This window comes from Fibrivirga algicola, from assembly GCF_011742925.1.
Classification (GTDB): Bacteria; Bacteroidota; Bacteroidia; order Cytophagales; family Spirosomataceae; genus Fibrella; species Fibrella algicola.
This window is the reverse complement of sequence record NZ_WAEL01000009.1, coordinates 44,414-67,696: the sequence shown is the minus strand read 5'-3', so window position 1 is coordinate 67,696 and position 23,283 is coordinate 44,414. Positions and strand designations below refer to the sequence as shown.

The following is a 23,283-nucleotide window of genomic DNA, read 5'->3' as shown; positions in this document are numbered from 1 at the left end:
TCCCTTGCCAGGCCGCGTTGAAAATCTACTGAGCCCGCCTGTTTTCCAGCCAAACCAGGTCAATAGTATAGCTTCCACTTTTCCTATCGCAAAAAATTCAGTGTCTAGACCAGGCGAATGGCTGCAAATTTTCAGCTCATTCAGGGTCAAATCATAGCCAGGGTCCCGCCACGCACTACTGGTCAGCTACATTTGTACTATCTTTTCCCGGCGATACATGATCTGCTGATTACATCACGGAGGCGTGTAACCTGCCCGTTCCCTGACTGCTTGAGTAATAACCGGTTAGCAAGTGCCCCCTTCAATTGATGTCCATCCGTGGATGCGTTTGCCCCACTCCTTTAGGGTATTGAACACCGGGACTAGACTGGTGTAGCAGTTGGGTTTCCACTTAACTTTTGTCACTGAGCGGCATAAATAAAAACCATCCGACGCGCGCTTATCCACTGATGCAGGCTACGCTGCTATTAGGTCAAGTTGCTACCTAAGGACCAGGGTCACTTAAGCTTGTGCTTTTTTAGGCCGCACTACAGCGGCCATCGGTCCCAAACTGCCCAGCGCCAGCTTGGCCTCAACTTACCAGCTAAAGGTCCTCACTGAGTCACCTTCCCGAATCAACTGTAACTCCCGGCGAATAGCGCTCCAGCGGCGGCGGGCGATAATCAACGTTTCGCCCGTGGTCAAGTGAGCTACAGGCCCCATTTTTGAATTCTCCAGCCGCTGGACGAAGTGCCGGTTGACAATACAGTTGCGGTGAAAGCGAACAAAGTGGGCGGGGGGCAGTTGGCCCATGTACCATTTAAGCGTGCGCGGCATAAGCATGCGCTGGCCATCGGCCCAGCACAGCCAGCTGTAGTTGCCCTCGGACTGCAGGGACACTAAACCAGCCACGGAAAAGTACTGTTTCCCAATATGGCGAACGTACAGTCGTAGAGGCGGCCAGGTCAATGGAGCCAGCAATGCTGGGCTGTTAGCGGGCAGGGTAAAAACCATAGGTAATCCTTCAGTCGTTAGATATAGCTCTTCGCTCAATACTACGGGTGGTGACTGGTGAGACTCTGCCAACGTTGGTATAGCTCCTACCGCCTGGGAAACGTGGCCTCCCTTAAGGTGGCTTTTGTTACTATATATCTGCCGCTGGACCCAGGCAAATGAGCTACGCGGGTTAGCTGGGGTATTTGTTAAGGCGTATCACTTTTTTATGCTAAAGGCTTGCAAAGGACCATCGGTTGTGCTCAGGCTGGTGGGGTCGCCCTCATCAGGTTGGAACTGCCCATCGCAACAGCCTTCCAGGCCTGCCGACCTATTCTCAGGTAGCGAAAATAAGTCCGGCCTCGGTATCCTTAATGCCAGTGCAAGTTTAGCCTAGCTCCCTCCGAGGCAGGGTCATATTTCACCCAAATAGGTGCACATTTGGTGCATAACAGCCTAAAAAGTCAATTAAATAATTTATTTATTCTATTTATTGGAAAATTGAGGAAAGAATTGGTGGAGAGTTGATCGACAAAATGGCCCTAACCAGTACCTGGAACGCCCAGCCAGCGTAAGCCCTAAACATCGCCAACTAATGCCTATATAGTATACATATTATAATATGATACTACTTACATTTGGCATATCATGCCCCGAATCAGGCCTTACATTTGTACACTTTGAAAGCAGTCAACTTAGTCCTGACAGTCCTGGTCCTCCTAATCGGTTGCTGTACGTTGGCCGGGGCGCAGCAATTCGCCGCCGCCGTTCAGCGGTATGGACCCGAGCAGGGGTTGGCCCACCGCGAGGTAAACGCTATTTTACAGGACCGCCGGGACTTTATGTGGTTCGGCACCAAATTCGGGCTCAACCGCTTCGACGGAGCTACGTTCACGACGTATACCCGGGAAAAAAACGGGCTTGACTTTGATGATATTCAGTCCATCGCTCAGGATGCCAACGGGGTGCTGTGGCTCATGGGGCCCGAGGGTAAGTCAGCCATCACCCTTTTTAACCCGGTAACCGGCATAGCCACCTCCTTCGAAAAACGCTTCAGCCGCCCCCTCCGCCCCCGCCCCCCGGGATTACCTCAGATGCTGCTACTGAATGGTCCTGATGGAACGATCTTTTTCATTGATTATAAGCCGGCCAAATTAAACGTCTACCATTCCCGGTCGGGTCTGAAGACGGTGTCCTTACCCCAGTATACGACCCTGACGCTGGCGGCCGTTACCAAGCGCAACACCGTTTGGGCCATTGCCAACCGGAAACAGCTGGTAGAATTAACGACGGATGGGCGCGTGCTACGTACCTACGATCACCCCGCAACGATCTACACCTGTTTAGGCCAGCGCCATGCCGGTACAGAATTCTTTTACACGACGTCAACAGACCCGATGCAGCCGTATGCGGGCCACCTGTTTAAAATCGACGAGTCGGGTCGTCGCCAGGAGCAACCCATTGGTCTGATCAAATCGGATAAAATGCAACGACGACTTGCCTATGCCTTCGACCAACGTGGCCGGGTTTGGAATGGCTTCCAGTTGCTTGATTCGGTCGGGCGGTCCGTCCTCGATATCAGCAACCAGCTGGGCATCAGCCTGATTGATAACCGGCACTTTTTTCAGGACAAAAACGGGAACTTCTGGTTGGGAACCAGCTTTGGCCTTTACCAGACTCGAATTAGCCAGAACTATTTTCAGCGGCTATACTACCAATCCGGCAACGGGAAACAACCCGCCGCCCGGGGCATTACCGCCGTGGGCGATACGCTCTACACGAATCTGGAGAATGGTATAGGTTTATTCGCCTGCCAACGTTCGGGGGCATCGCCCCGCCGACTGCTGGGGAAGCAGCGGTCACTCAGAAGTCTGAGCGGTAACCTGGGGGGGAAGCTGTACCTGTGTGAGGACTATACGTTGATCGCCTACGATTACCATACGGCTAAAAGCGCTGTGATGCCCGTACCCGGGCCAGGAGCTGTGTGGATCATTCATCCTTTTTCGGTCACCCCACATCGGCTTCTGGCCGGTGGGGACCCCGGTTTGTGGCTGGTCGATCCGGACAAAAACCGGGTAATGCCCTTCCGGGGCTATAACCAGTTTCCTGAATTAGTCCAGGCCCAAGTACTGCATATTAGCACCGACAGGCAAGGCACGATCTGGCTCTGCGCGACCACCGGGCTCTACACGGTCGACCCCAAAAAGGGAGTTACGGCCCGCTACTGGCGGGGTGGCCGGGGTGCATTTAGACTACCCGCCGACAGCTACCAGCATTTTTACCAGGCCCCCGACGGTATTTTCTGGCTGGCCACGGCCAATGCCGGCCTGGTGCGCTGGGATCGTGCCCTGGGCCGACACCGCCAGTTCAAGCGGGCCGATGGACTGAACAATGATAACATTTATGCGGTGTATGCTGACCGGCGGGGGCACCTCTGGCTCAGTAGCGACAACGGCATCATGCAGTTTGATCCGGTCCGGCTCACCACCCGGACTTACACGGTGCAGAATGGTATCACCCACAACGAGTTCAACCGCATTGCGCACTATCAGGATGCGCAGGGGCGGCTCTATTTCGGTGGTCTGAACGGCGTAACGGCTTTCGACCCGCGCGATCTAGAAGCCGAACCCCCGCTACCCTCCCTGCCACTGCGGGTAGTTTCCTTCCGGCAGTTCGATGCCGACCGCAACACGCTGGTTGATAAGACTGCGGAACTACTCAAGACTGGTCAGATCACCCTACAGCCTAACGACCGGAGCAGTATTCTCGACTTCGCGTTGCTCAATTACACGGATGCCCAAAAAAATACGTATGCCTACCAGTTTAAGGGAGTAGACAATACCTGGCGCTACCAGACCGAGTCGTCCCTTCGATTGGGTAACCTACCCTACGGTGACCATCAGTTGCTGGTTCGGGGGCAGGCCGCTGGCGGCCGCTTATCGTCGGCTTCCCTCACCCTGGGTATACGAGTTCTAAGGCCGTTTTACCTGCGTCCATGGTTTGCCATTACCCTATTGTTTTTGTTTTTGGGCGGTATCTGGGCCTGGGGTCGGTGGCGGGAATGGCAATACCGAAAGGCGCAAACCCAACTGCAGAACCGGATCAATGAAGCCACCCAGACCATTGCCCGGCAGGCCCAGGATCTGTTGCAGCTCGACGAAACCAAATCCCGTTTTTTTGCCAACATCTCCCATGAGTTTCGCACGCCCCTCACAGTGATTCTGGGGATGGCCGACAACCTCCGCCGGCAGGCCGATCCCCAGTTGCAACAATCGGCTATCCTAATCGAGCGCAACGGCCGCAACCTGCTGCGGCTGATCAATCAAATTCTGGATCTTTCCCGGCTGGAAGCAGGCAAGATGCCGCTTAAACTCGTGCGAACCGACCTGGTCCGCTTTATCCGCTTCGTCGGGGAGTCGTTTCACTTGCTAGCCGAGAAGAAGCGTGTGGACCTGATCGTACATACGGAGGAGGAAAGCATAGAGGCTGACTTTCACCCGGATAAACTGCAGGATATCGTGGCCAACCTGCTGAGAAACGCGCTCCATTTTACTCCGCCAGGGGGCCAGGTACGTTGCGAAGTGGCTATTCAGCCCTATTGGCAACCACTTACCCCCGAGGGCTATTATGAGGCGCTTACGCCAATCCATCATCTGACCGAACCGTGGATTCAAATTACCGTCAGCGACACTGGCCCTGGTATTGATGCGGCTAGCCTGTCGAGGATCTTTGATCGCTTTTACCAGCGGTCCGACGATTCGGCTGGGCCGCACCAGGCTGGGCCAGACACTGGTGGTACCGGCATTGGCCTGTCGCTGGTACGGGAGTTGGTTAGCCTGATGCAGGGTGGACTGGCCGTTCGCAATCGACTGAGGCCCTTCGGATCAGGCGCTGAATTTGTGATCCGTCTACCTTTGACCCGGCAGGCGCTCCTGGTCGACCCAGTAGGGCCTGCGCCCGTGCTGACCGCGTCTGACCCGGGTGCGTTGGGCGACTGGGTTGAAGCCGGTCCGGATGAGCTGCCCGATCGCCCCATGCTGTTGCTGGTGGAAGACAATGACGATGCAGCCACCTATATCCAGAGCTGCCTGCGGGAGGAGTATCAGGTCGTACGGGCTGAAAACGGGCAGATGGGTATTGCCCAAGCGCTGGCCATCATACCAGATCTAATTGTGAGTGACGTGATGATGCCCATCAAAGACGGATTTGAATTGTGCAGCATCCTGAAGAATGACGAACGTACCAGCCATATACCAATCGTTCTGCTCACGGCCCGGGCCGCTACAGACGATCGGCTTACGGGTTTACGGCGGGGGGGGGATGCGTACCTGGTTAAGCCTTTCGGGCGGGAAGAGTTGCTCCTTGTTCTGAGCAACCTACTCCAGACCAGACAACTTTTGCAGCATTATTACAGCCAGCGGGCGCTGGGCACCCCGCAGGCTGCCCCAGCGCCCGACGCCGGGACGCATACGCGGGAAGACCAGTTTGTAGCCAAACTGCGCAGCATCCTAGAACTTCATCTGGATAACGTGGCCCTCGATACGACCATGATCTGTCAGTTGATGGGCATGAGCCGGAACTCCCTGTATCGCAAGACAATGGCGCTGACAGGTATGTCCGTAATTCCTTACTTAAGGGCACTTCGTTTGCAAAAAGCCGAAGCGCTGCTGATCCATTCAACGTTGAGCGTTGCCGAGATTGCCTATGCGGTGGGTTTTGATAATCCCAAGTATTTCAGCCGGGTTTTCGCAGAAGAAAAAGGAGTCCCTCCTAGTGGTTTTCGGAACACGGCGTAACCAATTACCTTTTTTACCCGCTAGAACGATGTGGCCTTTTTCAGGGATAAACTTCCATTCTTACGGCAATTTTGGCTGATACCTTGTCCAGTGCATGCTACCTACGCAGTGGCAAACTCGTTCAGGGAGATGAAGTCAGCTCTTCGCTTAAAATTGATCAGTTCTTCGGTCTGATGCGTTTCTTCGGTTTAAAGGAACACTTCTGAGTGAGATGAGAGCAACGAACCGTCATGTATCTAATTCGCAAAACGCCTTCCAAGATGGCGCGTTGACCCTATAATACACTTGCTATTTACGTTTGCCTAGACTACTGCCTACCAGGCGTATTTGGTTGTGGGTTGATACCATTAACTCTCCACCCCAGCCAAAGCGCATACCTATCGGTCCCTCAGGGGGCAAACTCAAAAATAATTCCGGATCAGGGAGCCTTTGACTCCCATTCGCTCAGAATAGCCATCGATTCACGGGCGATAGCCTGCAAGGCTTCCCGGGTCAGGAAGGCCTGATGACCCGTTACCAGTGCATTCGGCAAGCGCAGTAGTTCCTCAACCAGGGGGTCACGCTGGGACGAGCCGGAGCGGTCTTCGAAGAACAAGCCATGCTCATGTTCATAGACATCAATACCAAGGTAACCAAGCTGTCCGCTTTTTAGGGCCTCAATGGCATCTGCCGTTTTAAGGATCGCTCCCCGACCCGTGTTAATCAGCATAGCGCCTGGTTTCATCTGACTTAAAGTGTCGTGATTAAAAAGGCCCTGAGTTTCATCCGTTAACGGTAAGTGTAGACTAATAATATCAGAACGGGTTAATAACCCCTCCAAAGACACCGCCTCAATGGGTACCTGTGATTCAGGACGGGCCGACTCAGGTGTCGAATCGTAGGCCAGCAGGTGACAGCCGAAACCGGCCAAAATTGAGGCCAGCGCCTGACCTATGTTTCCGTACCCAGCAATGCCTACCGTTTTACCCCGCAACTCAAAGCCAACCAGATTGGGCGTGAGCTTGAAATTAAACTGACGTGCGTTGTCGGTTGCTTGCTGTACATGCCGACCAAGCGTTAGCATGAGCGCAACGGCATATTCGGCAATGGCACCCGGTGAATAAGCGGGAATACTTTTGACATCGATACCCAGTTGGTCGGCCGCCGACTGATCAATGTGGTCGGTACCCGCCGAGCGGGTCAGTAAATAGCGAATGCCAAGTTGGCTAAGTCGAGCGAGAACATCTTTAGTGGCCTCATCGGTGCCAAAAATCAGAACTGCCTCGTAGCCTTTAGCTTGCTCAACGGTTTCCTGACTCAATTGGTCTGTGACCAGGGTTATAGCGTGATTGGTATCCCGGAGAAAAGGTTCTTCAAAAGATCCGACACTGTAGGCAATAGCTTTCATAGGAAGGCATAAAAGGGAGAGTTAGCAGGTTAAGTACTTCGTGTGGCAGACAAATGTTCAACCACTACGAAGCGTCAAGCTACAAGGCTATTTGTGGTGGCCCTGTAGCATCAGGTTTGATGAAGGGAAAGAGCCACTCTTTTTGGCCACCTGTTGCTTGACTTCTTGTTCGGTAAATGGGGGCCAATCCAGCCAAACAAAAATAAACTTGGCGGACGACGAAGCGTCGCCCCCCACTACGGGATGAGCTGGTCGTCCTTACACACGTACCTGTTTGGTGCCTGTATAAACGTGCCACGCCAGAGACAGGTGCTATAAGGTGGTTCGGGTCAATTTGCGTTTTACCCCAGTTGCAAAGCTCAGAGCAAGCAGGCCCCTGGGACTTACCTGGCAGCCTATGGCAGAAGCCAGTAATGATAACAACCCGTGAAGACCAGGATTGACATGATGATATTAAAGATGCCGTTTCGACCATGTGCCCCGAGCCACGCGTCCCGTACGGCTTCCCAATCAGCGGGCAGGTGAGCGGGATTCCAGGCGTTCATGTTTGCATTCATAGCCAATTACAATCAACCGGAAAGAGCCGAATCACGCAAAATAAGCTAGCTTAGGGTCCCCAACTAAACTCAGGGTTGTTATGAGCATGCACGCACTTTTATGGTTTCTGCTATTGACCGCAGGCACTGGTCAGACTATGGCCCAGCAGGCTTCTGCTGCCCCTACCGCTGCCCGGCCGGGTTCAAGGGTGGTGGAGGACGGAGGAAGCGGTCCTTACAAGGCCCTGATGCTGGCCGAGCCCAGCTTACCTACCCATACCGTCTTCCGGCCTAGTGACCTGACGGCTTTCACGCAAACAAACAAGTTGCCTATCATTGCCTGGGGTAACGGCGCGTGCGCTAATTCGCCCTGGGAGCATGTCAACTTTCTCTCAGAGGTAGCCTCCCACGGCTTTCTGGTAGTGGCCATCGGACCCATGCCCCAGGAGGGTGAGAAAGGAAGCGGCAAATCAACCTCCGCCCAGCTTTTAGATGCCATCAGCTGGGCAACAGCCCAGAACACCGACAAGGAAAGTCCCTACTACCATAAACTGGACGTAACCAAAATTGCCGTCAGCGGTATGTCGTGCGGTGGGCTGCAAACGCTTGAAGTGGCCTCTGACCCGCGCGTCAGCACCGTAGTCGTGTGCAACAGCGGCATATTCAACACCCCGGGCAATGGCATCAGTAACATGCCCAATCTGACTAAAGAAAACCTGAGTAAGTTGCATTCGCCCACCCTGTATCTGTTGGGCGGGGAAAAAGACATTGCCTATAACAACGGCATGGATGACTACAAACGCATTAATCAGGTGCCGGTTTTTATGGCCAACATGGACGTTGGCCACGGGGGGACCTACCGCCAACCCCACGGGGGTGAATTTGCCCGGGTGGCCACTGCCTGGTACCAATGGCAGCTTAAGGGTGATGCTACGGCCAGTAGACTCTTCAGGGGCGAGCCTGCCGGTCTGGCTCAGAGTCCCCTGTGGCGCGTAGAGAAAAAGAATATGCCTTAGCCAGGACTACTAAAACAGAAGCCATCCGCAAGGCGTTTAACGCACCGGCTGATCCGTCTCGCTTTCGCTCGTAACAGCGGGGACCCAATGTGAACACAGCCGGATCTGTATTGTAAAGCCACAGGCCTGGCCCCACTGTCAGCCTGTTTGGCACAGATGCTGGTACGCGTGGGGTCAAAACCTCGTATCTGGTTACTGCTGAGCAGGCCACCTCTGCCCCGTCCATCCCTATGAAGAGAGCCAGGAGTTACGTCATAGAACCGGGCGCTTGCTGCGAAAAAACCAGTTGGACTTCACAACCAGCAAAGAATCCTTCACTCTGGCTTGGTTCAACTTTCAGGGTGCCACGCCCGCTTACGCTGTAACAAAGACGCGTCAGACAGCCCCTAGACCATGATAAGCCAAAGTGCTTTTCATGGATACGCTAAGGGGCCACAATAAGAAAGCGATAGCCGAAATCGCTCTAGAACCCTCACCCCTCACGCACCCCCGGTTGGTTGCTCCGCTCAGGGTAGGCTTATGTACTTAGGCTTGAGCAGTCACTATAGATCCTGGTAACTGACGGGGCTACACTGAGCGAAGGGGGCAGTGGACGGCAAACCGAATTGGGCCGTTTTGATGTAAGTACCAAGCAGCCGGGCAAACGCCTTTTCCTGCGCGGGTGCTAGCTCGCCAGGCTTAAAATTGTAGAGGAAATACTGCACGCGACCTGCTGGGGAAAAGTAGATCTTGTTGAAGCAGCGAACGGGCTTCCCCCACTTAAATTGATGCTCTTTTAAAAACAGAGCCAGACCGGTGATAAACCCCTGATAGGCTGTGATGTAGGCTTGGGGATCTTTGAACAGGTCTCTGGTTGTGTCGCTGTTGAGTCCGCCCTTATAGGTCTGATCGAGCGATTCGAAAATACCGGCTTTTTGGGCTTGAGAAAAGGTCATGCATTTCTGAGCGACGGCGGAGTTGGTCGATAAAACAAGCAGGAGAAGCAATCCGCAGTTTATGAGCCTAGTGTTATGGAGAATTCTGGTCATAGTACCAGTTGGGATGCAGAGCCAGGGATTATTCCATACAGAGAGTAACGATAGCTATTTCCCGGGCCACTGCGACCGCAGTCTTTGCGCAGCTAGCCCCAGCGTTTGAATAGCCGCATAACTTGGGTGGCTTAAAAACATCCCCGTGCGGTGCAAAGCCCGTCCTTACGGAGCTGTCCGGCAATCTGAGCTAGGTTATCACCCGCTGAGCGGTGGGCCACAGCCAACAGCAAGCCCCTCCGGTTGCCTCGTTAGCCCAAGTCCTGGGTAGTGCCCGGCACCTTTTGGCTTGACGCGTCGCCCGGGTGCGGCAGCTGAGAAGTTTGTATTCGTTCGTACTAGGCAAAGTGGCAAAAATGTCCATGGCCCAGTTGTTAGCGTAAGACAGGTCGTCGCACTAAAAGTGAACGCCCGCCACTCGTAGCGTCAGGCTGACGGAAGCCTTCCAACTTAGCCTGTCTGGATTAGCAATCATAAAAACCGCGCCTTCTTTCTTGATCCGCTTGATGGCAGCTGCTAGTGAACTCGTCCGGATGAAGTAAGGCTGCGCTTGCCATTCGGGCTCGTAGGAAGTAGGAACGCCGGTAACCTTCTCAGCTAATCTATACTGGCATCAGGCACTGTGGCAATAGCCTTACCATCCGCTGACAGTAAGCCCCTCTTACCGATTCCGCACCAATAGGCGCGCATTTATTAACATACCACTGACGTATTACATATTTCAAAGAATTTTAACCTGGTTTTAATTAAGCTATCTACTTTTGATCATCTATTTAGAAAGAGACTAAATTAATTTAATCAAGAGATAGGGATGAATGGCCTTTATTGTGTTGTCTGTATGCTGATTGGTAGCTGTATCTGGGCTCAGACAGCGATAGCCCAAACAGCTATAGTGCGGGGAAGGATTCGTTTTGCGAACGGCGCGGCAGCAGCCAACGTGATTCTGCGCGTGAAAGACACCCCCCTTGTGACTCAGTCAACTGAATCAGGCCGCTTTGAATTAACCAACGTACCCTACGGGCCTCAGCATATCCTGATTACCTCCGTTGAAATCCAGCCCCAAAGCACACTACTTCAGGTCAACAGACCTGTACACGATCTATCCCTGCAAGTGGAAGAGGCGAACCTGGGTCTGAACGAGGTGCAAGTCGTGCAAAAAACCGAAAAAAGAGAGCTCGAAACCCAGGGCTTTGCCGTAAACGTAATTGAGACAAGGGAGGTGGCAACCCGAAACATGCAGACCAACGAGCTTTTGGATCGAACTGTCGGAGTGCGGGTTCGGCAAAATGGCGGGCTTGGCTCAGCGGTGACGTATAACTTGAACGGAATGTCGGGGGGCGCAGTCCGCATTTTTATTGACGGAATTCCTATGGCCACTTATGGGTCCTCCTTCAGTTTGAACAGCATCCCACCGGCTAATATCGAGCGCATCGAGGTATACAAGGGGGTAACGCCGGCTCATTTGGCTGATGACGCGCTGGGCGGTGCCATCAATATTATTCTGAAGAAAGCACTGAGCAATAGCTTGACTGCCTCCTTCTCCTATGGCTCTTTCAACACGTTTCAGTCCAGCCTGGCGGGTACGTACCGAAGTGCTCAGAGTGGCTTTACCCTCAAGGGAGCTGGCTTTCACAACTACTCCGACAATGATTACGAGGTGTGGGGCAAGTTTGTCCGAAACATACTGCCCAATGGGCGCTATGATTACGTGCGGGCTAAGCGCTTTAACGATGCTTACCGGTCACTGGGGGGACAAATCGAGTTGGGCTTCACCGACGTTAAATGGGCCGATCAATTGCTACTAGGCTACAACGCCTCCAGCGACTTTAATGAGATTCAACATGGCACGTACATGTCCATTCCCTACAAGGGACGATTTACTGAATCACAGGCCAACGTGGCTAGCCTTATTTACCGGAAGAAAAACTTTTTGGTGAAAGGGCTGGAGTTCACCCTCAACGCGTCCTCAAGCCGCCGCCAGCAGGTGATAGTAGACACGGTAAAGTGGAACTATAACTGGTTCGGGGATAAAAGCGTTGGGCTCAACGGCGAGCCGATACTACGACCGGCGGGCGCGCAACAGGGTGCTCCTACGCTAAACTACATAAACAGAAAAATCCACTCGCTGCGGGCTGGTGTCAACTACGACTTTAATTCCAGTCACCGCCTAGTCCTCAACCATATTGCGTACCAAATCAACCGAACCCAGCAGGATCTATTCAGGACTGAGCTCGAACGGGAGTTTGTAGGCACCCGAGACCTAACAAAAAATGTGACCTCCATAGCCTATGAGCTTAAAGGCTTTCAATCAAGGCTTCGGGCTAACGTGTTTGGCAAATTCTACCAGCAGAAAATTCACAAGATGGATCCTGTGCTGATTACAGTGGCAGGAGAAACCTTGCGTCGGCAGGAAACAACAACAAATAACCGAACAACTTCAGGCTACGGGGCGGCATTTTCCTACGCTATCAAACCCACTGTCTACTTGCTGAGCTCGGCCGAACAAGCCGTCAGGTTACCCGCTGAAGAGGAGGTTTTTGGCAGCCCCGGCGAGAATATTGTTGAAAATGTAGGCATCAGGCCCGAACTAAGTAACAATGTTAACGCAGGTTTCAAAGCTGGTCCCTTCCTGACGGGCAGGCATCGATTCTCGTTTGCCCTGTCGGGCTTTCTGCGGGATACAAAAGACAAAATTGTCCGGCGGGTTAATCCCAGGCTCAATGATGCAGTTCAGACGGATCCCTTTGAGAATCTGGGCCGAACCAAATCAATTGGTTTTGAGGCCGAAGGCCATTACACCTTCGACAAGAACCTTATCCTAAACGTCAATCTCTCCAGGTTCAATTCAGTATTTAACCAGCGGTATGATGCCAACGGCAGGGAATACGATTACTTCAACAAGCAACTGCCCAATGAGCCCTTTTTTACGGCCAACAGTACCCTTCAATATGCCGTCAAGGGCCTACTCAGCGAAAACTCCGTTCTGAATCTCTATTACGGACTGCGCTTCGTGGAGCGCTTTTACACGACCTGGCTCGATATCGAAGACTTCAGGACGCCCCGGCAGTATCCCCAGGACATTGGCTTTAGCTATGTATTGCCCAGTAAGCGACTGGTCATCAGCGGCGACTGCAAAAACATTTTTGACAGACAAGTCTACGACAATTTCGCGGTTCAGAAACCAGGCCGGGCTTTTTACCTCAAGCTGAATTATTCAATCAATACCTTCTAATTTTTCTTTTTTCAATTAACGTACTCATGGAAAGACGTTTCTTACCCCTATGGTTATGCAGCAGCGCATTAACGCTGGCCCTGTCAAGCTGCGGTGATGACAAAACCCAAATACCTGCCCCGGATCCCACCGCTGATCGCTGGATCACCGTGGCGGGCGCGCTGATGGGTACTACACCCGGCGACGGAAACGGAGGAACCCAGGTGTTCTCCGTTAGCAAAGAAGACGCCCGAAATCCAACTATGTCGATTAATGCATTTGATAATGGATATGCAGTTAAATCGAACCGGACGGCCCGTTTGCAGGCTTCCGAAGATGGTAAAACGCTATTCAACATCGCCTATACCGGCGACAACGGTGGTGAGTTTTCGCGGTACAAGGTAAACGGAGCAGGCTCCTTTACCCAGGAGAACGTAACGGTGAACGTGTCTCAGTACGCCAGTACATCACCCCGCTGGGTCAAGCTTTTTGACGGAGACAAAACAGGAATAGCCGTCAACGTAGCCAACATCGCTGCCAACAATGCGCCCACCGGCCCCACGCCAACCATCCCTTTCGCTTACTACCGTGGAACGGCTACCGTGCTGGCCCTGGATCTTAAGAACGTACTGATCTCAGGTTACAAACAGTACCAAATACCGCTTTCGGCCTCCGAGGAATTGCTGGGTCATGCTATCTTCCGACTGGATGCACCGGTTTTGAACAAGGCACAAGACAAACTCATCATTGGGACCTGGATGCAGAAAAGAAATCCGTCGACCGGTCTGACCGAAACTAACTTTACCCGGCTGGGTAGTAAGTCAGTGGTGGTGGATTATCCCTCGCTGAACAATCCAAGAGTGATCACCTCAAGCGTCGGTTTCGGCGACAATAGTGGCTATCGTAGCCACAATTCGTTTCTGGCCACGGATGGTGCTATTTATCAGGCTACGCAGCGCGATTCTAAAGGGTCTCATATTCTGCGAATTAACCAAAACAACGAGTACGATAACGCATACGTGTTTAGTCTTGATGCCGCCTTGGGCGCCAAGAATGTCTACGTTGATTGCTGGAAATATGCTGGCGATGGCATTGCCTATGCGCTCTACAATCAGGAGGGATCAACCCAGGGCTACGTAGCTCGCTTGGACTTGACCGCCAGGACCGCCACAAAAGTAGATTTGCCCTACGCAGCTGGGATTGACTTCGGGCAATACCAGGGCATCTTGGTGAGCGGCGATGAAGTATACATTGCACTGGCTCCGGTTGGTCAAGACGGGAACATTTACATCTTAAACAAAAAGACTGGCGCGGTCACCAAAGGGGCTAAACTTATTAACAAAGCTGGTAATCATTACATTGGCATCTTCTAAGGCCAGCTTGCCCTCAAATTGGCAATGAAGAGCGGTCGACCGTTTACTGCGACGACTGCTCTTCATTGCGTAAAGTAGTAGGGTTTATTCTGATTCACGTCAACTTGGTAAGCACCTCAAAGGCTTTAAGACAAGAATAAATTAATTGGCTATACCGTAGCTGCTGAAATGTTTTTTGAAGACCCAGCCATGCTGCCGAATTAATTCTTTGGCACTGGTGATTAAGCTAAGCTCAGTTGTCTTATCCCAAAAAGCATTCCTTTGTCGGCCTGCTACGATAGCTCTGTCAACCCCGGTCATAATGAAGGGCTATTCCAGTGGGTTACGCTCTTGGAAGTAATTTTTCCAACCAGCCGTTTACTTGACTCCCAGCTTCCGGCACGAACGCACTGGAATAAACCTTTTGGCCCGCTTTGCCCCAGTTTGTTAGGTAACCAATCCTTCGCTTGCGGTTTACCCGTTGTCTAGCTTTGGGTACGTAGCACTAGCTTTCCACTAGGCAGATTCGCCAGCTTGCCTTCCAGTCGCATAGGTTCATTCGGAGTTGTGCAGCTCACAAGGAGCGTTAAGGCAACTGCCAACAGAAATTACGTCTGAATAGCTGGATCATAGGCTCTTGAAAGGCATTAGAGTAGAAACGTACCTGATTTGGCAAATGAATCATGAACAGGAGCAGATGCCCAAACTGGTCGCACGCCTACCGCTCCTAGTCGGCTAATCGCTGCGACTGCCCTGAGCCTTTCCAGGTAACCTAAATGCTGTGTTTGTTTTGATAGCGTTTTACAAACGCTCGTTTCTAAAACGCCGTAGGGACAGATTGTCCGATTACTTCACTTGCCATTCAAAGTCGCGGGATTGATACAACACCATTCTGCCCTTCCAGGCTTTACGCTCACTTAGTGAAAGCGAACTGCACATAGGATTGAATTGACAAACTATTTCAATCATATGTAAATAGGTTGATTGGCATGAATCTTGTTTTTCCCCATCCGTTCTGCCACGTGTTTTTTCCCCATGCTCACCGGTGTATAACTCTAGTGAAAGTGTCGTTGAGTTTCAAATAAAATAGATGCCTTAAACAGACAGTTGCCCTCGTTGGAGCGCATTTTTCTGTCGTCAACTACTCGGCTTTTAGCAGTCCTTCTTTCTTCATACCTGTAACCGACTATGGCTACGCATCTGATTATACCTACTGTACTTACATTCTGTTTACTCTGGAGTTGCCGTTTTTCGGCTCATGCGCAAGTGACAACAGCTAGATCAGCAGCTGACCCAATTGCAGTTACCTGGGCCGATATGACTGTGCGTGTGATGACCAAAGCCCCTAAAAATACGCCAACCTATGGCTCCCGGGCGATTGGCTATCTAGGACTAACCATGTATGAAACCGTTCTCTATGCATCGGCTCATCACCAGTCTGTATTTAAAAAGATATCGGGTACATATGCCTTGCCTAAACCTGACCGACACAAAGCGTATTGCTGGGAGTTGGCCCTAAACGCCGGACAGGCGTATATGCTTAAGGCGCTGTATTCGTACACCCAAAAAGAACAGCTAATTGATTCGTTAGAGACGGTTTTACGGCAACGTTATACGAGTCGGCTGAGCCCAGACGTCGTGGAACGTTCGGAACAGTTTGGCCGGGCAGTCGCCAGTATAATTTATGACTGGTCCAAGACCGATGGCGGTCATCAAGGATATGATCGAAACTTTCCGCCTGACTTTGTTTGGCCTAATGGGGAGGGCTTATGGACGCCTCCCCTTGTTGGGCAATCAAAAAGCAAACTTCCGCTGCATCCAACCTGGGGCCAAAACCGGACCTTTTCTGTTCGCAACGGCAAACTCCCGCTCCCTAAACCCCTGGCGTATTCTACCAATCCAACCAGTCAATATTATAATCAATGTAAAGAAGTGCTTGAACGAAAGAAGACGCTGACATCAGCAGACCAGGCTACCGTGATGTGGTGGGGCGATGACCCAACTGAGACATGTTCGCCTCCCGGCCATTCCTACAATCTGGCGACCATCGCCATTCGGACCAGTCAGGCCACATTGGTAAAAGCAGCTGAGACGTATGCCCGTGTGGGCATGGCGGTTGCCGATGCATTCGTTTGCTGTTGGAAAGTTAAATTCACGTTCATGGTTCAACGACCATCTACCTTTATACAGGATAACTTCAACCCAACCAGATCTTGGGGCCCCTGGCTCCCTTTTTTCTTAGAACCTCCTTTCCCCTCTTTTTATTCGGGTCATGCTGTACAATCAGCGGCGACCGCCACTGTCCTGACTGAACTGTATGGGGATGCGTTCTTCTTTACCGATAACACCCATCTAAACCGGCTAGAAGATGTCTATACCTATCCGAGCACGGCCCTGGCAAAACCCGGGCACCCTGATCCTCAGATGGTTGCATATGTATTAACGAATAAGGGTAAAGGCCGACATTATCAGTCCTTTTGGGAAGCAGCACAGGAGTGTGCTGAGTCCCGATTAATGGGTGGTATTCATACTCGGTATGAGAATGAAGTAGGCTTAGCCGAAGGAGCCAAGATAGGTCGCAACATAAACTCCCTAAGATGGCATTTGATAAACGTTGTCAGGCCATTTCGAAAACGTCCAGTTTGATGAGTCCTTAACTGACTTACCAGCCTAGCAGCGGGCAGTGGCAGTTATTTGTAGACCTATCCGCTGTGTCTTTCATACCTACTGCCCGCCTTTTGCCCTTAGCAAGCCCTGCTAACCAGGGTGTACAGTCCAGGACCTTGGGGCAGTCTTTGATCGTTGTTCAGTCAACAAAAATGCCCAAATTCCCCGTAAGTATACATTGCGGGCGATTACAAAAAACCCTGCCAGTAAGACTAGCAGGATTTTTGATTTACTCAACAAGCGTAAAAATTGTAAGCCTATTTACAGCAGGGTAATACGCTACCCGTTAAGTGACTCCTGAAGCTGACATAAGAGATAAAGCCAGGAGGATCAACCTCACTGCTGTCAATAAGTATAAACAGCATCCATCGTACTCAAGCGACCGCTGTGCACTGAATCCAACCTGGTTAGGGGCGTTTTTGATCTGATCAGCTTGTCTACCGGTTAGCCCTTCTACTTATGTAATTTTATGGCAAATCCAGACACCTATTAGGTACTGTTTTCGACCGTGGTGAATTAGGCTTCGCCCTGATATGCCTGGACTGTCCACTAACTGAAAAGCGGTACGGGTAACGGGATCGTCGCCCGCTAACCGGGGAGCTACCCGAGATCAATACAGGGTTTTCGCTGGGGGTTTTGCAGACTGGAAGTTTATGTCCAAAAAGCCCTCCTGCCAACTAGTCTTTCGTTCACCGTATCTTAAGCTTTAAGTAGATGGACTGTACAACTTTTGGTATCGGTTGCCGCTTCAATACTGTCCTGAATACGGGCGGTCATTGAAACGGCAGGCTATAGTCCGTACGCCGCTCAATCCCGTTAACACAGCGATTACATAAATCTAGGCATTAGTTTCGTCTCTTACATGAGCGCTTGGATCCATTTCTGGCCGCTCCTAAAGGCCATACTGTGATGGCACCTGAATCGAGGACAATTGCGGCATCATTAGTAAAAAGCCGCACCTGGTTAGATTGGTGCGGCTTTCGTTGATACATATGAGTCAGTGTGCCTAATCGGCCTTGAGCACCCTTACTGTCCGGCTCTGGGTAGGGGTGCTTACCTGTAGAAGAAAGAGGCCCGGACCCTGACCCTGTAGAGAAAGGTCGTGTTGCTCTACCACTTGCGGAGTGGCAAGTTGCTGCTGGGTAACCACCACTCCCTGCGCGTTGACCAGTTGCATGCGTAAAGGCTCTCCACCAGACCCCGTAATCTGCACCCTTAAATTGTTCCCCCGTACCGGGTTGCCCTGCACCGTCACGGTGAATGGGGTATGTACTTCTTCGGCGGCCATACGCCCTCCTGCTCCGGGCTCAGTACCGTACACTCGCTGACCACCCACATACACCACCACCCGGCCGTTCTCGGCCAGCGGACTTGTCGCGTTCTGGTACGAGTAGTCATTGCTCTGGCTGAAGCTGCTCCAATCCTGCTTGGCGATGCGGTACTGGATATTACCCGTACTGCTGCCCGGATTAAACGTACCCAGTGATGCATCGAAGCTCAGTTCCAGGTACGTATCGGCACTGGCCAGCGGTGGGTTCAATCGGCCAAATTGCCCTCTTACTTTTTGATTGCCCAGCACTGCATAATCCAGATAGAAGTTTAGCGGCTGGCTACCTTCGCTGGTGAAGTAGTAGCGCACCTTCAGCTCGCTGTAGCTGAGGGCCATGTTGCCTTCGTTACGTACCTGCAGAAATGTACCGATCGTATTGGTCGAGGCTCCGTTCTTGTTTTCGGTGTACGCCTTCACGATTCGCTGGCTGGCTACTTCGGCGGGTTCGGTGCCCCACACCAGCTGCCCATTGAGGTAAGCCGTAACGCGGCTGTTGGCCGTCAGCGCCTGGTTGGAGGCAAACGAGTAGTCGTCGGCTTCGTTGAACGCTGTGTAATCCTGCTTGGCAATGCCGCTCTGGATGGGCCCCGAACTGGCTCCGGCAGCCAGACTTCCCGCTGACCCATCAAACCGGTATTCCACGTACCCAAAGGCTCCCTGCCGGGGTTTGTCCAGCGCCACGTAGCTCATCTTCACCTTGTCTGTGCCCAGCTGGGCGTAGTAAACCTGTAGGTTGGCCAGGGGAGAAAACTGTTCCACCGTCAGCCAGTAGCGCAGGGTGAGTTGGCCGTAGCTGATGGGGGCAGTGCCCGTGTTACTGATCTGCAGGTTGGGCTTGATGGCATTGTTGGTCAAATTGTTGTCGGCATCCTGGTGCAACACCCGCAGGGCAGTCGTTGCGGCCGGAGCACTGACAGTCACGCTCACCATTTTGGTGATGGACTGGCCGGTGGGCTGGGCGGCATCGCTGACCACCACCGTAAAGGTTTGCACCCCGGCGGGCAGGCTGGCTACCCGGGCGGTGTTGCTGCTTTGGGTGATGGTGCCGGGCCCGGTAAAGCTGTACCGGTAAGGAGCCGTACCCCCCGAAACCGTCGCGGACAGGGTCGTGGAGCCGCTCACAGGCAGGGTTGCCGGGCTGGCTGCCAGCGTCAGCACCAAGGGTGTAACCACTACCGGGGCTGGCCGTACCGTCAGGACAAAGCTTGTGCTGGCCGACAGCGAGCCCGGATCAGTGGCGGTCACTGTCACCGTTGATGTGCCGCTCGCCGAGGGCGTGCCGCTAATGGTGGCTGGAGCCGTGAAGCGCAGCCCCTGGGGTAGCCCGCTCGCTGACAGGCTCAGGCTGTTTGGCGTCTGTGCATCGGTGAAGGTGCTGGCCGGAATCACGTAGCTAAACGCCTGATCCACCGTGGCCGACTGGGATGGAATAGTACTGACCACCGTGGGGGCGGTGTTGGCCTGGGTGACCGTCACACTGATCGTAGCCGAGATGGTCTGGCTGGTGGGTGTACCGGCATCTGTTACCACAACGGTGAAGGTTTGCACCCCGGCGGGCAGGTTGGTCACCGTCACCTCGTTAGCCTGGGAGGTCGCAAAGTCTCCTGGCCCAATGAATCGGTAGATGTAGCCGCCGGATGGTGCGCTGGGAGTGCCCCCTGAGGCAGATGCTCGCAGCAGGGTAGAGCCGCTGGTGAGCAGCGTTTGAGGACTGGCCGTTAGCGTCACCCGCAGGGGAGTGCTGCTCACAAGGCGAGGTCCCACACCGATAGTGAAGCTCGTACTGGCCGACAGTCCGCCCCCATCCGTGGCCGTGATAGTTACGCTGATTGGACCTGGCTCGCTGGGTGTACCCGAGATCACGCGGGTAGTGGCCTCGAAGCGCAGGCCCGAACTGGCTGGGCTGAACAGCGCCGTATACGTTAGACCGTCGGGCGTTTCGGTGTCGGTGAAGGCGCTGACCGTGTAGGAGAAGGCGCTGCCAACGTTGGCCGTCTGGCTGATGTTAGCCGTAGCAACCGGCGCGGTATTACAGCGGCCCGCATCAAAGGCGCAGAAACTATCAAAATCCCCCCCGCCAGGCAATCCTGCATTGCCAGTCACGTTCACTTTCTCGTTAATGCCACCCCCCATCGCCAGTTGACGGGCACCGCTCGGGCCGCCAGGCATAGCAATACGCTCGATAACGGGACCGTAGGCGCAAAGGGCGGTCAGGCTCGTGGGGAAGCAGCCGCTCAACTGGTTGTTGTTGATATTTAGGATAATCGTATTCTGTAGCGCACCATACCCGGCCGGAATGGACCCCGTCAATTGATTGCGGGATAGATCGAAAGCCTGCACACCTGTCAGGGCCGATAAACTGGCGGGTAACGTACCCAGCAGGCGGTTGTTGCTCAGGTTCAGTACACGGAGTTGGGTCAGTGCTCCTAGTTGATCCGGGATGGCTCCTTCGAGTTGATTAGCGGACAGGTTGAGCACCTGTAAACCGGTGCGGCTACCCAGACTGGCGGGGATGCTGCCCGTCAGGCTGTTCTGGAACAGGATCAGCGTTTGCAGGGCGGGCAACGTACCCAAACTGGCGGGAATGCTGCCCGTTAGTTGGTTGGTGCCCAGCAGCAGTGATTGCAGACTGGTCAGCCCGCTCAGGCTGACGGGCAGTGTACCAACAAGGTTATTGCCCGTCAGGTCGATACCCGTAACCCGGCCGCTGGTGCAGGTAACGCCCTGCCAAGAGCAGACGTCACAGGTGGTGAGCCAGTTGGCTTTGTTGGTCCAGCCCGGGCCGTTGGTGCTGGTATACAAATCCGCCAAAGGCTGGTAGTCCGGGCTGGAAGACCCCACCGTCAGGGTAACAAAATCGGACTGAATGGCCCCGCAGGCGTAATTAATGTACACCTGATAGGTGCCCGCGTTTGACGCATTGACACCGGAAAAGCGCAGTACCGGTCCCGATTCGGCCAGCCGCTGCCCCTCTTTGTACCACTGGTAGCTGGTGGCACCCCGGGCCGTTACCGAGAAACTGAAGGCACTGCCCACGCAGGCCGTTCCCGACTGGGGAAACTGACTGACAACCAACGACCCTCCAGTACCATTGCTGCAGAAAGCCCCAAAGTCACCCCCGCCGGGCAGGCTAGGGTTATTGGCAAAGCTAATAGAGGACCTCCCGCAAAGGGCAGTGTAACTGGCTGGAAAGCAGCCGCCTAGCTGGTTGGCGTAAAGTTGCAGGTTTTGCAACTGGGTGAGCATACCCAGGCTGGCGGGCAGCGAGCCATTGAGCGCACTCTCATTCAGCAGCAGGTTCTGCAACCGGGTAAGTCCGCCCAGACTAACGGGAATGGGGCCACCGAGTTGGGTACGGCTGAGGTTGAGGGTTTGCAGAGCCGTCAGGTTGCCGATGCCGGTGGGAATGCCGCCGGTGAGGGTATTGGCCCCCAGTTCAAGGCTTTGCAGGCTGGTTATGACCAATAAACTGGTGGGCAGGGTGCCAACAAGGTTGTTGCCCGTCAGGTTCAACTTCGTCACCCGGCCGTTGTCGTCGCAGGTGACGCCGTACCAGCCGCAGGGTGTGCAACCGGAGAGCCAGTTGTCTTTATGGGTCCAGTTAGGGCCGCCGGTAGCGTTGTAGAGGTCAGTCAGGCTCTGGGTAACGCCGGCGGTTGGAGCGGGCGCAGTGCCAACATCAGTCTGGACAGTAGTCGTACAGCCGTTACTGCCCGTTACAACCAGCGCGTACTTGCCCGGTGTGGTTGCGCTGGCAGTAACGTCGGTTCCGCTCCGACTAAAGCCATTCGGTCCGCTGAAGGCATAGTTGACCCCGTTCGCGCTGCCGGCGGTTAAGGTAACCGACGTTTTTTTGCAACTCAGCGGTCCATCGTTGCTCAGGGTGACGTTGGTGGGTATCGCTTTGTCTTCGGTAACGGTGACCGTACCAGTACGCCGGCATCCAGCATCTGGGTCTGCCGTAACCGTATAGGTGCCCGGTTCGGAAACGGTAACACGATTATTGACTCGGATAAATTCGTTGTCAGTAACAGGGCCATTCGGCCCGGCAAAACTTATACCAGTAAAAAGGAAATCCACATCGGGTGCTGTGAGTTTCAGCGTAGGGTTGGTGCAGGTGAGCACGCCATTGTCAGATGCAAGCAGACTAGTCGTAAACTGGTTATTCTCACATTGGTAAATCCCAAACTGACCGATGTACAGAGTAGCCCCCGGAAAGTCTAGGGTCACGGTAATTGTCTTCAGGTAATCCGAGATATTCGAGTAGGATGTAATGACCTTCTGGTCGTAGCAAGGTTCGACGGTGGGGTTGTCACATACCCTAACGGTTTTCTCTTCGATCACATAGTTGTCGATGTTGAATGCTATATACTTGGCTTCCGTATCAGCAAAGTAACACCGCTGCGTACCCGAAGTGGTGTACCCTTTCTCGGTAGTTGCACTCGCAGTGATGTTGCCGCCCCCCATGCCGCTAAGGTTAGGTTGATAGTTAGCTCTGGCTAACAGGTAGAAAGCTTTGGTGTTAGCAGGTAGTGTCAGCGTAATCGACGTGACCTGATTGTTGGAATAGACCTTCCCTGAATAGCCATAGCCCCAGGAAAGCCCACTCGGCGAAGCGCCGTTACCTAGTTCGTTGCTGAAGCCAATGGTTCCGCCCATAGGACTGGGTACTGAATTTACCCTCCCGTTGCCCCGGTTATCCACAATGGGTTGCGTGGGTAAACCAGCCACTTTACCGTCAGTGTACGTACTTAGATAACTGACCTGGGCCTGAGCGAGCAAGTTGATCGTGAGCATCGCCACGGTAAGCAGAGCGCTTCGGGTAGCGGTCAGCCGCTTCTGCCAGAGCAGGGCCGGGAACGTCTGGGAGTAACCGATAAAAGGGAACAGGAGCTGTAAACTCCGTACGATGCGATAAAGTAGTAGAGATGATCTCATACACGGTTGACACGTTGGGTTAGTAAGCCATCGACAGCCGTTCGGCGATC

Annotated in this window: 9 protein-coding genes; 5 read left to right on the top strand and 4 right to left on the bottom strand. The window is 53.3% G+C overall.

The window, feature by feature from the left end:
* Positions 1-576 precede the first annotated feature (576 nt).
* The gene (locus F7231_RS21920) at positions 577-993 is read right to left on the bottom strand and encodes a LytR/AlgR family response regulator transcription factor (protein WP_166693550.1); all 417 of its coding nucleotides are present in this window, start codon (positions 991-993) and stop codon (positions 577-579) included.
* Between the two features lie 659 nt (positions 994-1,652).
* Here F7231_RS21920 and F7231_RS21915 point away from each other — a divergent pair.
* The gene (locus F7231_RS21915; protein ID WP_229370224.1) at positions 1,653-5,768 is read left to right on the top strand and encodes a two-component regulator propeller domain-containing protein; all 4,116 of its coding nucleotides are present in this window, start codon (positions 1,653-1,655) and stop codon (positions 5,766-5,768) included.
* A gap of 418 nt (positions 5,769-6,186) precedes the next feature.
* Here F7231_RS21915 and F7231_RS21910 read toward each other — a convergent pair whose 3' ends face one another.
* Entirely contained in the window at positions 6,187-7,155 is a 969-nt protein-coding gene (locus F7231_RS21910; RefSeq protein ID WP_166693549.1) for an NAD(P)-dependent oxidoreductase, read from the bottom strand.
* Positions 7,156-7,798: 643 nt separating this feature from the next.
* On the opposite strand from F7231_RS21910, the gene F7231_RS21905 reads away from it, so the two are divergent.
* A complete protein-coding gene (locus F7231_RS21905) occupies positions 7,799-8,707 on the top strand; it encodes a poly(ethylene terephthalate) hydrolase family protein (RefSeq protein ID WP_166693548.1) in 909 nt (302 codons plus the stop codon).
* 542 nt (positions 8,708-9,249) lie between these two features.
* Here the strand turns inward: F7231_RS21905 and F7231_RS21900 are convergent.
* Positions 9,250-9,642 carry a hypothetical protein gene (locus F7231_RS21900; RefSeq protein WP_085414330.1) on the bottom strand — a complete coding sequence of 131 codons (393 nt, stop codon included), beginning with the start codon at positions 9,640-9,642 and terminating at the stop codon, positions 9,250-9,252.
* A 904-nt stretch (positions 9,643-10,546) separates the two neighbouring features.
* Here F7231_RS21900 and F7231_RS21895 point away from each other — a divergent pair.
* The 3 genes from F7231_RS21895 (at position 10,547) to F7231_RS21885 (ending at position 16,944) form a co-directional block, all read left to right on the top strand.
* The gene (locus F7231_RS21895; protein ID WP_166693547.1) at positions 10,547-12,967 is read left to right on the top strand and encodes a TonB-dependent receptor; all 2,421 of its coding nucleotides are present in this window, start codon (positions 10,547-10,549) and stop codon (positions 12,965-12,967) included.
* 26 nt (positions 12,968-12,993) lie between these two features.
* Complete coding sequence (locus tag F7231_RS21890) at positions 12,994-14,319, top strand: DUF4374 domain-containing protein (RefSeq protein ID WP_166693546.1); 1,326 nt, start codon at positions 12,994-12,996, stop codon at positions 14,317-14,319.
* 1,167 nt (positions 14,320-15,486) lie between these two features.
* Positions 15,487-16,944 (top strand): vanadium-dependent haloperoxidase, encoded by a 1,458-nt coding sequence (locus F7231_RS21885; protein ID WP_166693545.1) that lies wholly within the window; start codon positions 15,487-15,489, stop codon positions 16,942-16,944.
* A 1,027-nt stretch (positions 16,945-17,971) separates the two neighbouring features.
* On the opposite strand, the gene F7231_RS21880 is transcribed toward F7231_RS21885, so the two are convergent.
* Entirely contained in the window at positions 17,972-23,233 is a 5,262-nt protein-coding gene (locus F7231_RS21880) for a cellulose binding domain-containing protein (protein WP_166693544.1), read from the bottom strand.
* Positions 23,234-23,283 lie beyond the last annotated feature (50 nt).

What these genes read in the sequence shown, in the direction of transcription:
- F7231_RS21920 (WP_166693550.1), bottom strand. Translation starts at nt 993, where the DNA reads ATGGTTTTTACCCTGCCCGCTAACAGCCCAGCATTGCTGGCTCCATTG.
- F7231_RS21910 (WP_166693549.1), bottom strand. Translation starts at nt 7,155, where the DNA reads ATGAAAGCTATTGCCTACAGTGTCGGATCTTTTGAAGAACCTTTTCTC.
- F7231_RS21905 (WP_166693548.1), top strand. Translation starts at nt 7,799, where the DNA reads ATGCACGCACTTTTATGGTTTCTGCTATTGACCGCAGGCACTGGTCAG.
- F7231_RS21900 (WP_085414330.1), bottom strand. Translation starts at nt 9,642, where the DNA reads ATGACCTTTTCTCAAGCCCAAAAAGCCGGTATTTTCGAATCGCTCGAT.
- F7231_RS21895 (WP_166693547.1), top strand. Translation starts at nt 10,547, where the DNA reads ATGAATGGCCTTTATTGTGTTGTCTGTATGCTGATTGGTAGCTGTATC.
- F7231_RS21890 (WP_166693546.1), top strand. Translation starts at nt 12,994, where the DNA reads ATGGAAAGACGTTTCTTACCCCTATGGTTATGCAGCAGCGCATTAACG.
- F7231_RS21885 (WP_166693545.1), top strand. Translation starts at nt 15,487, where the DNA reads ATGGCTACGCATCTGATTATACCTACTGTACTTACATTCTGTTTACTC.
- F7231_RS21880 (WP_166693544.1), bottom strand. Translation starts at nt 23,233, where the DNA reads ATGAGATCATCTCTACTACTTTATCGCATCGTACGGAGTTTACAGCTC.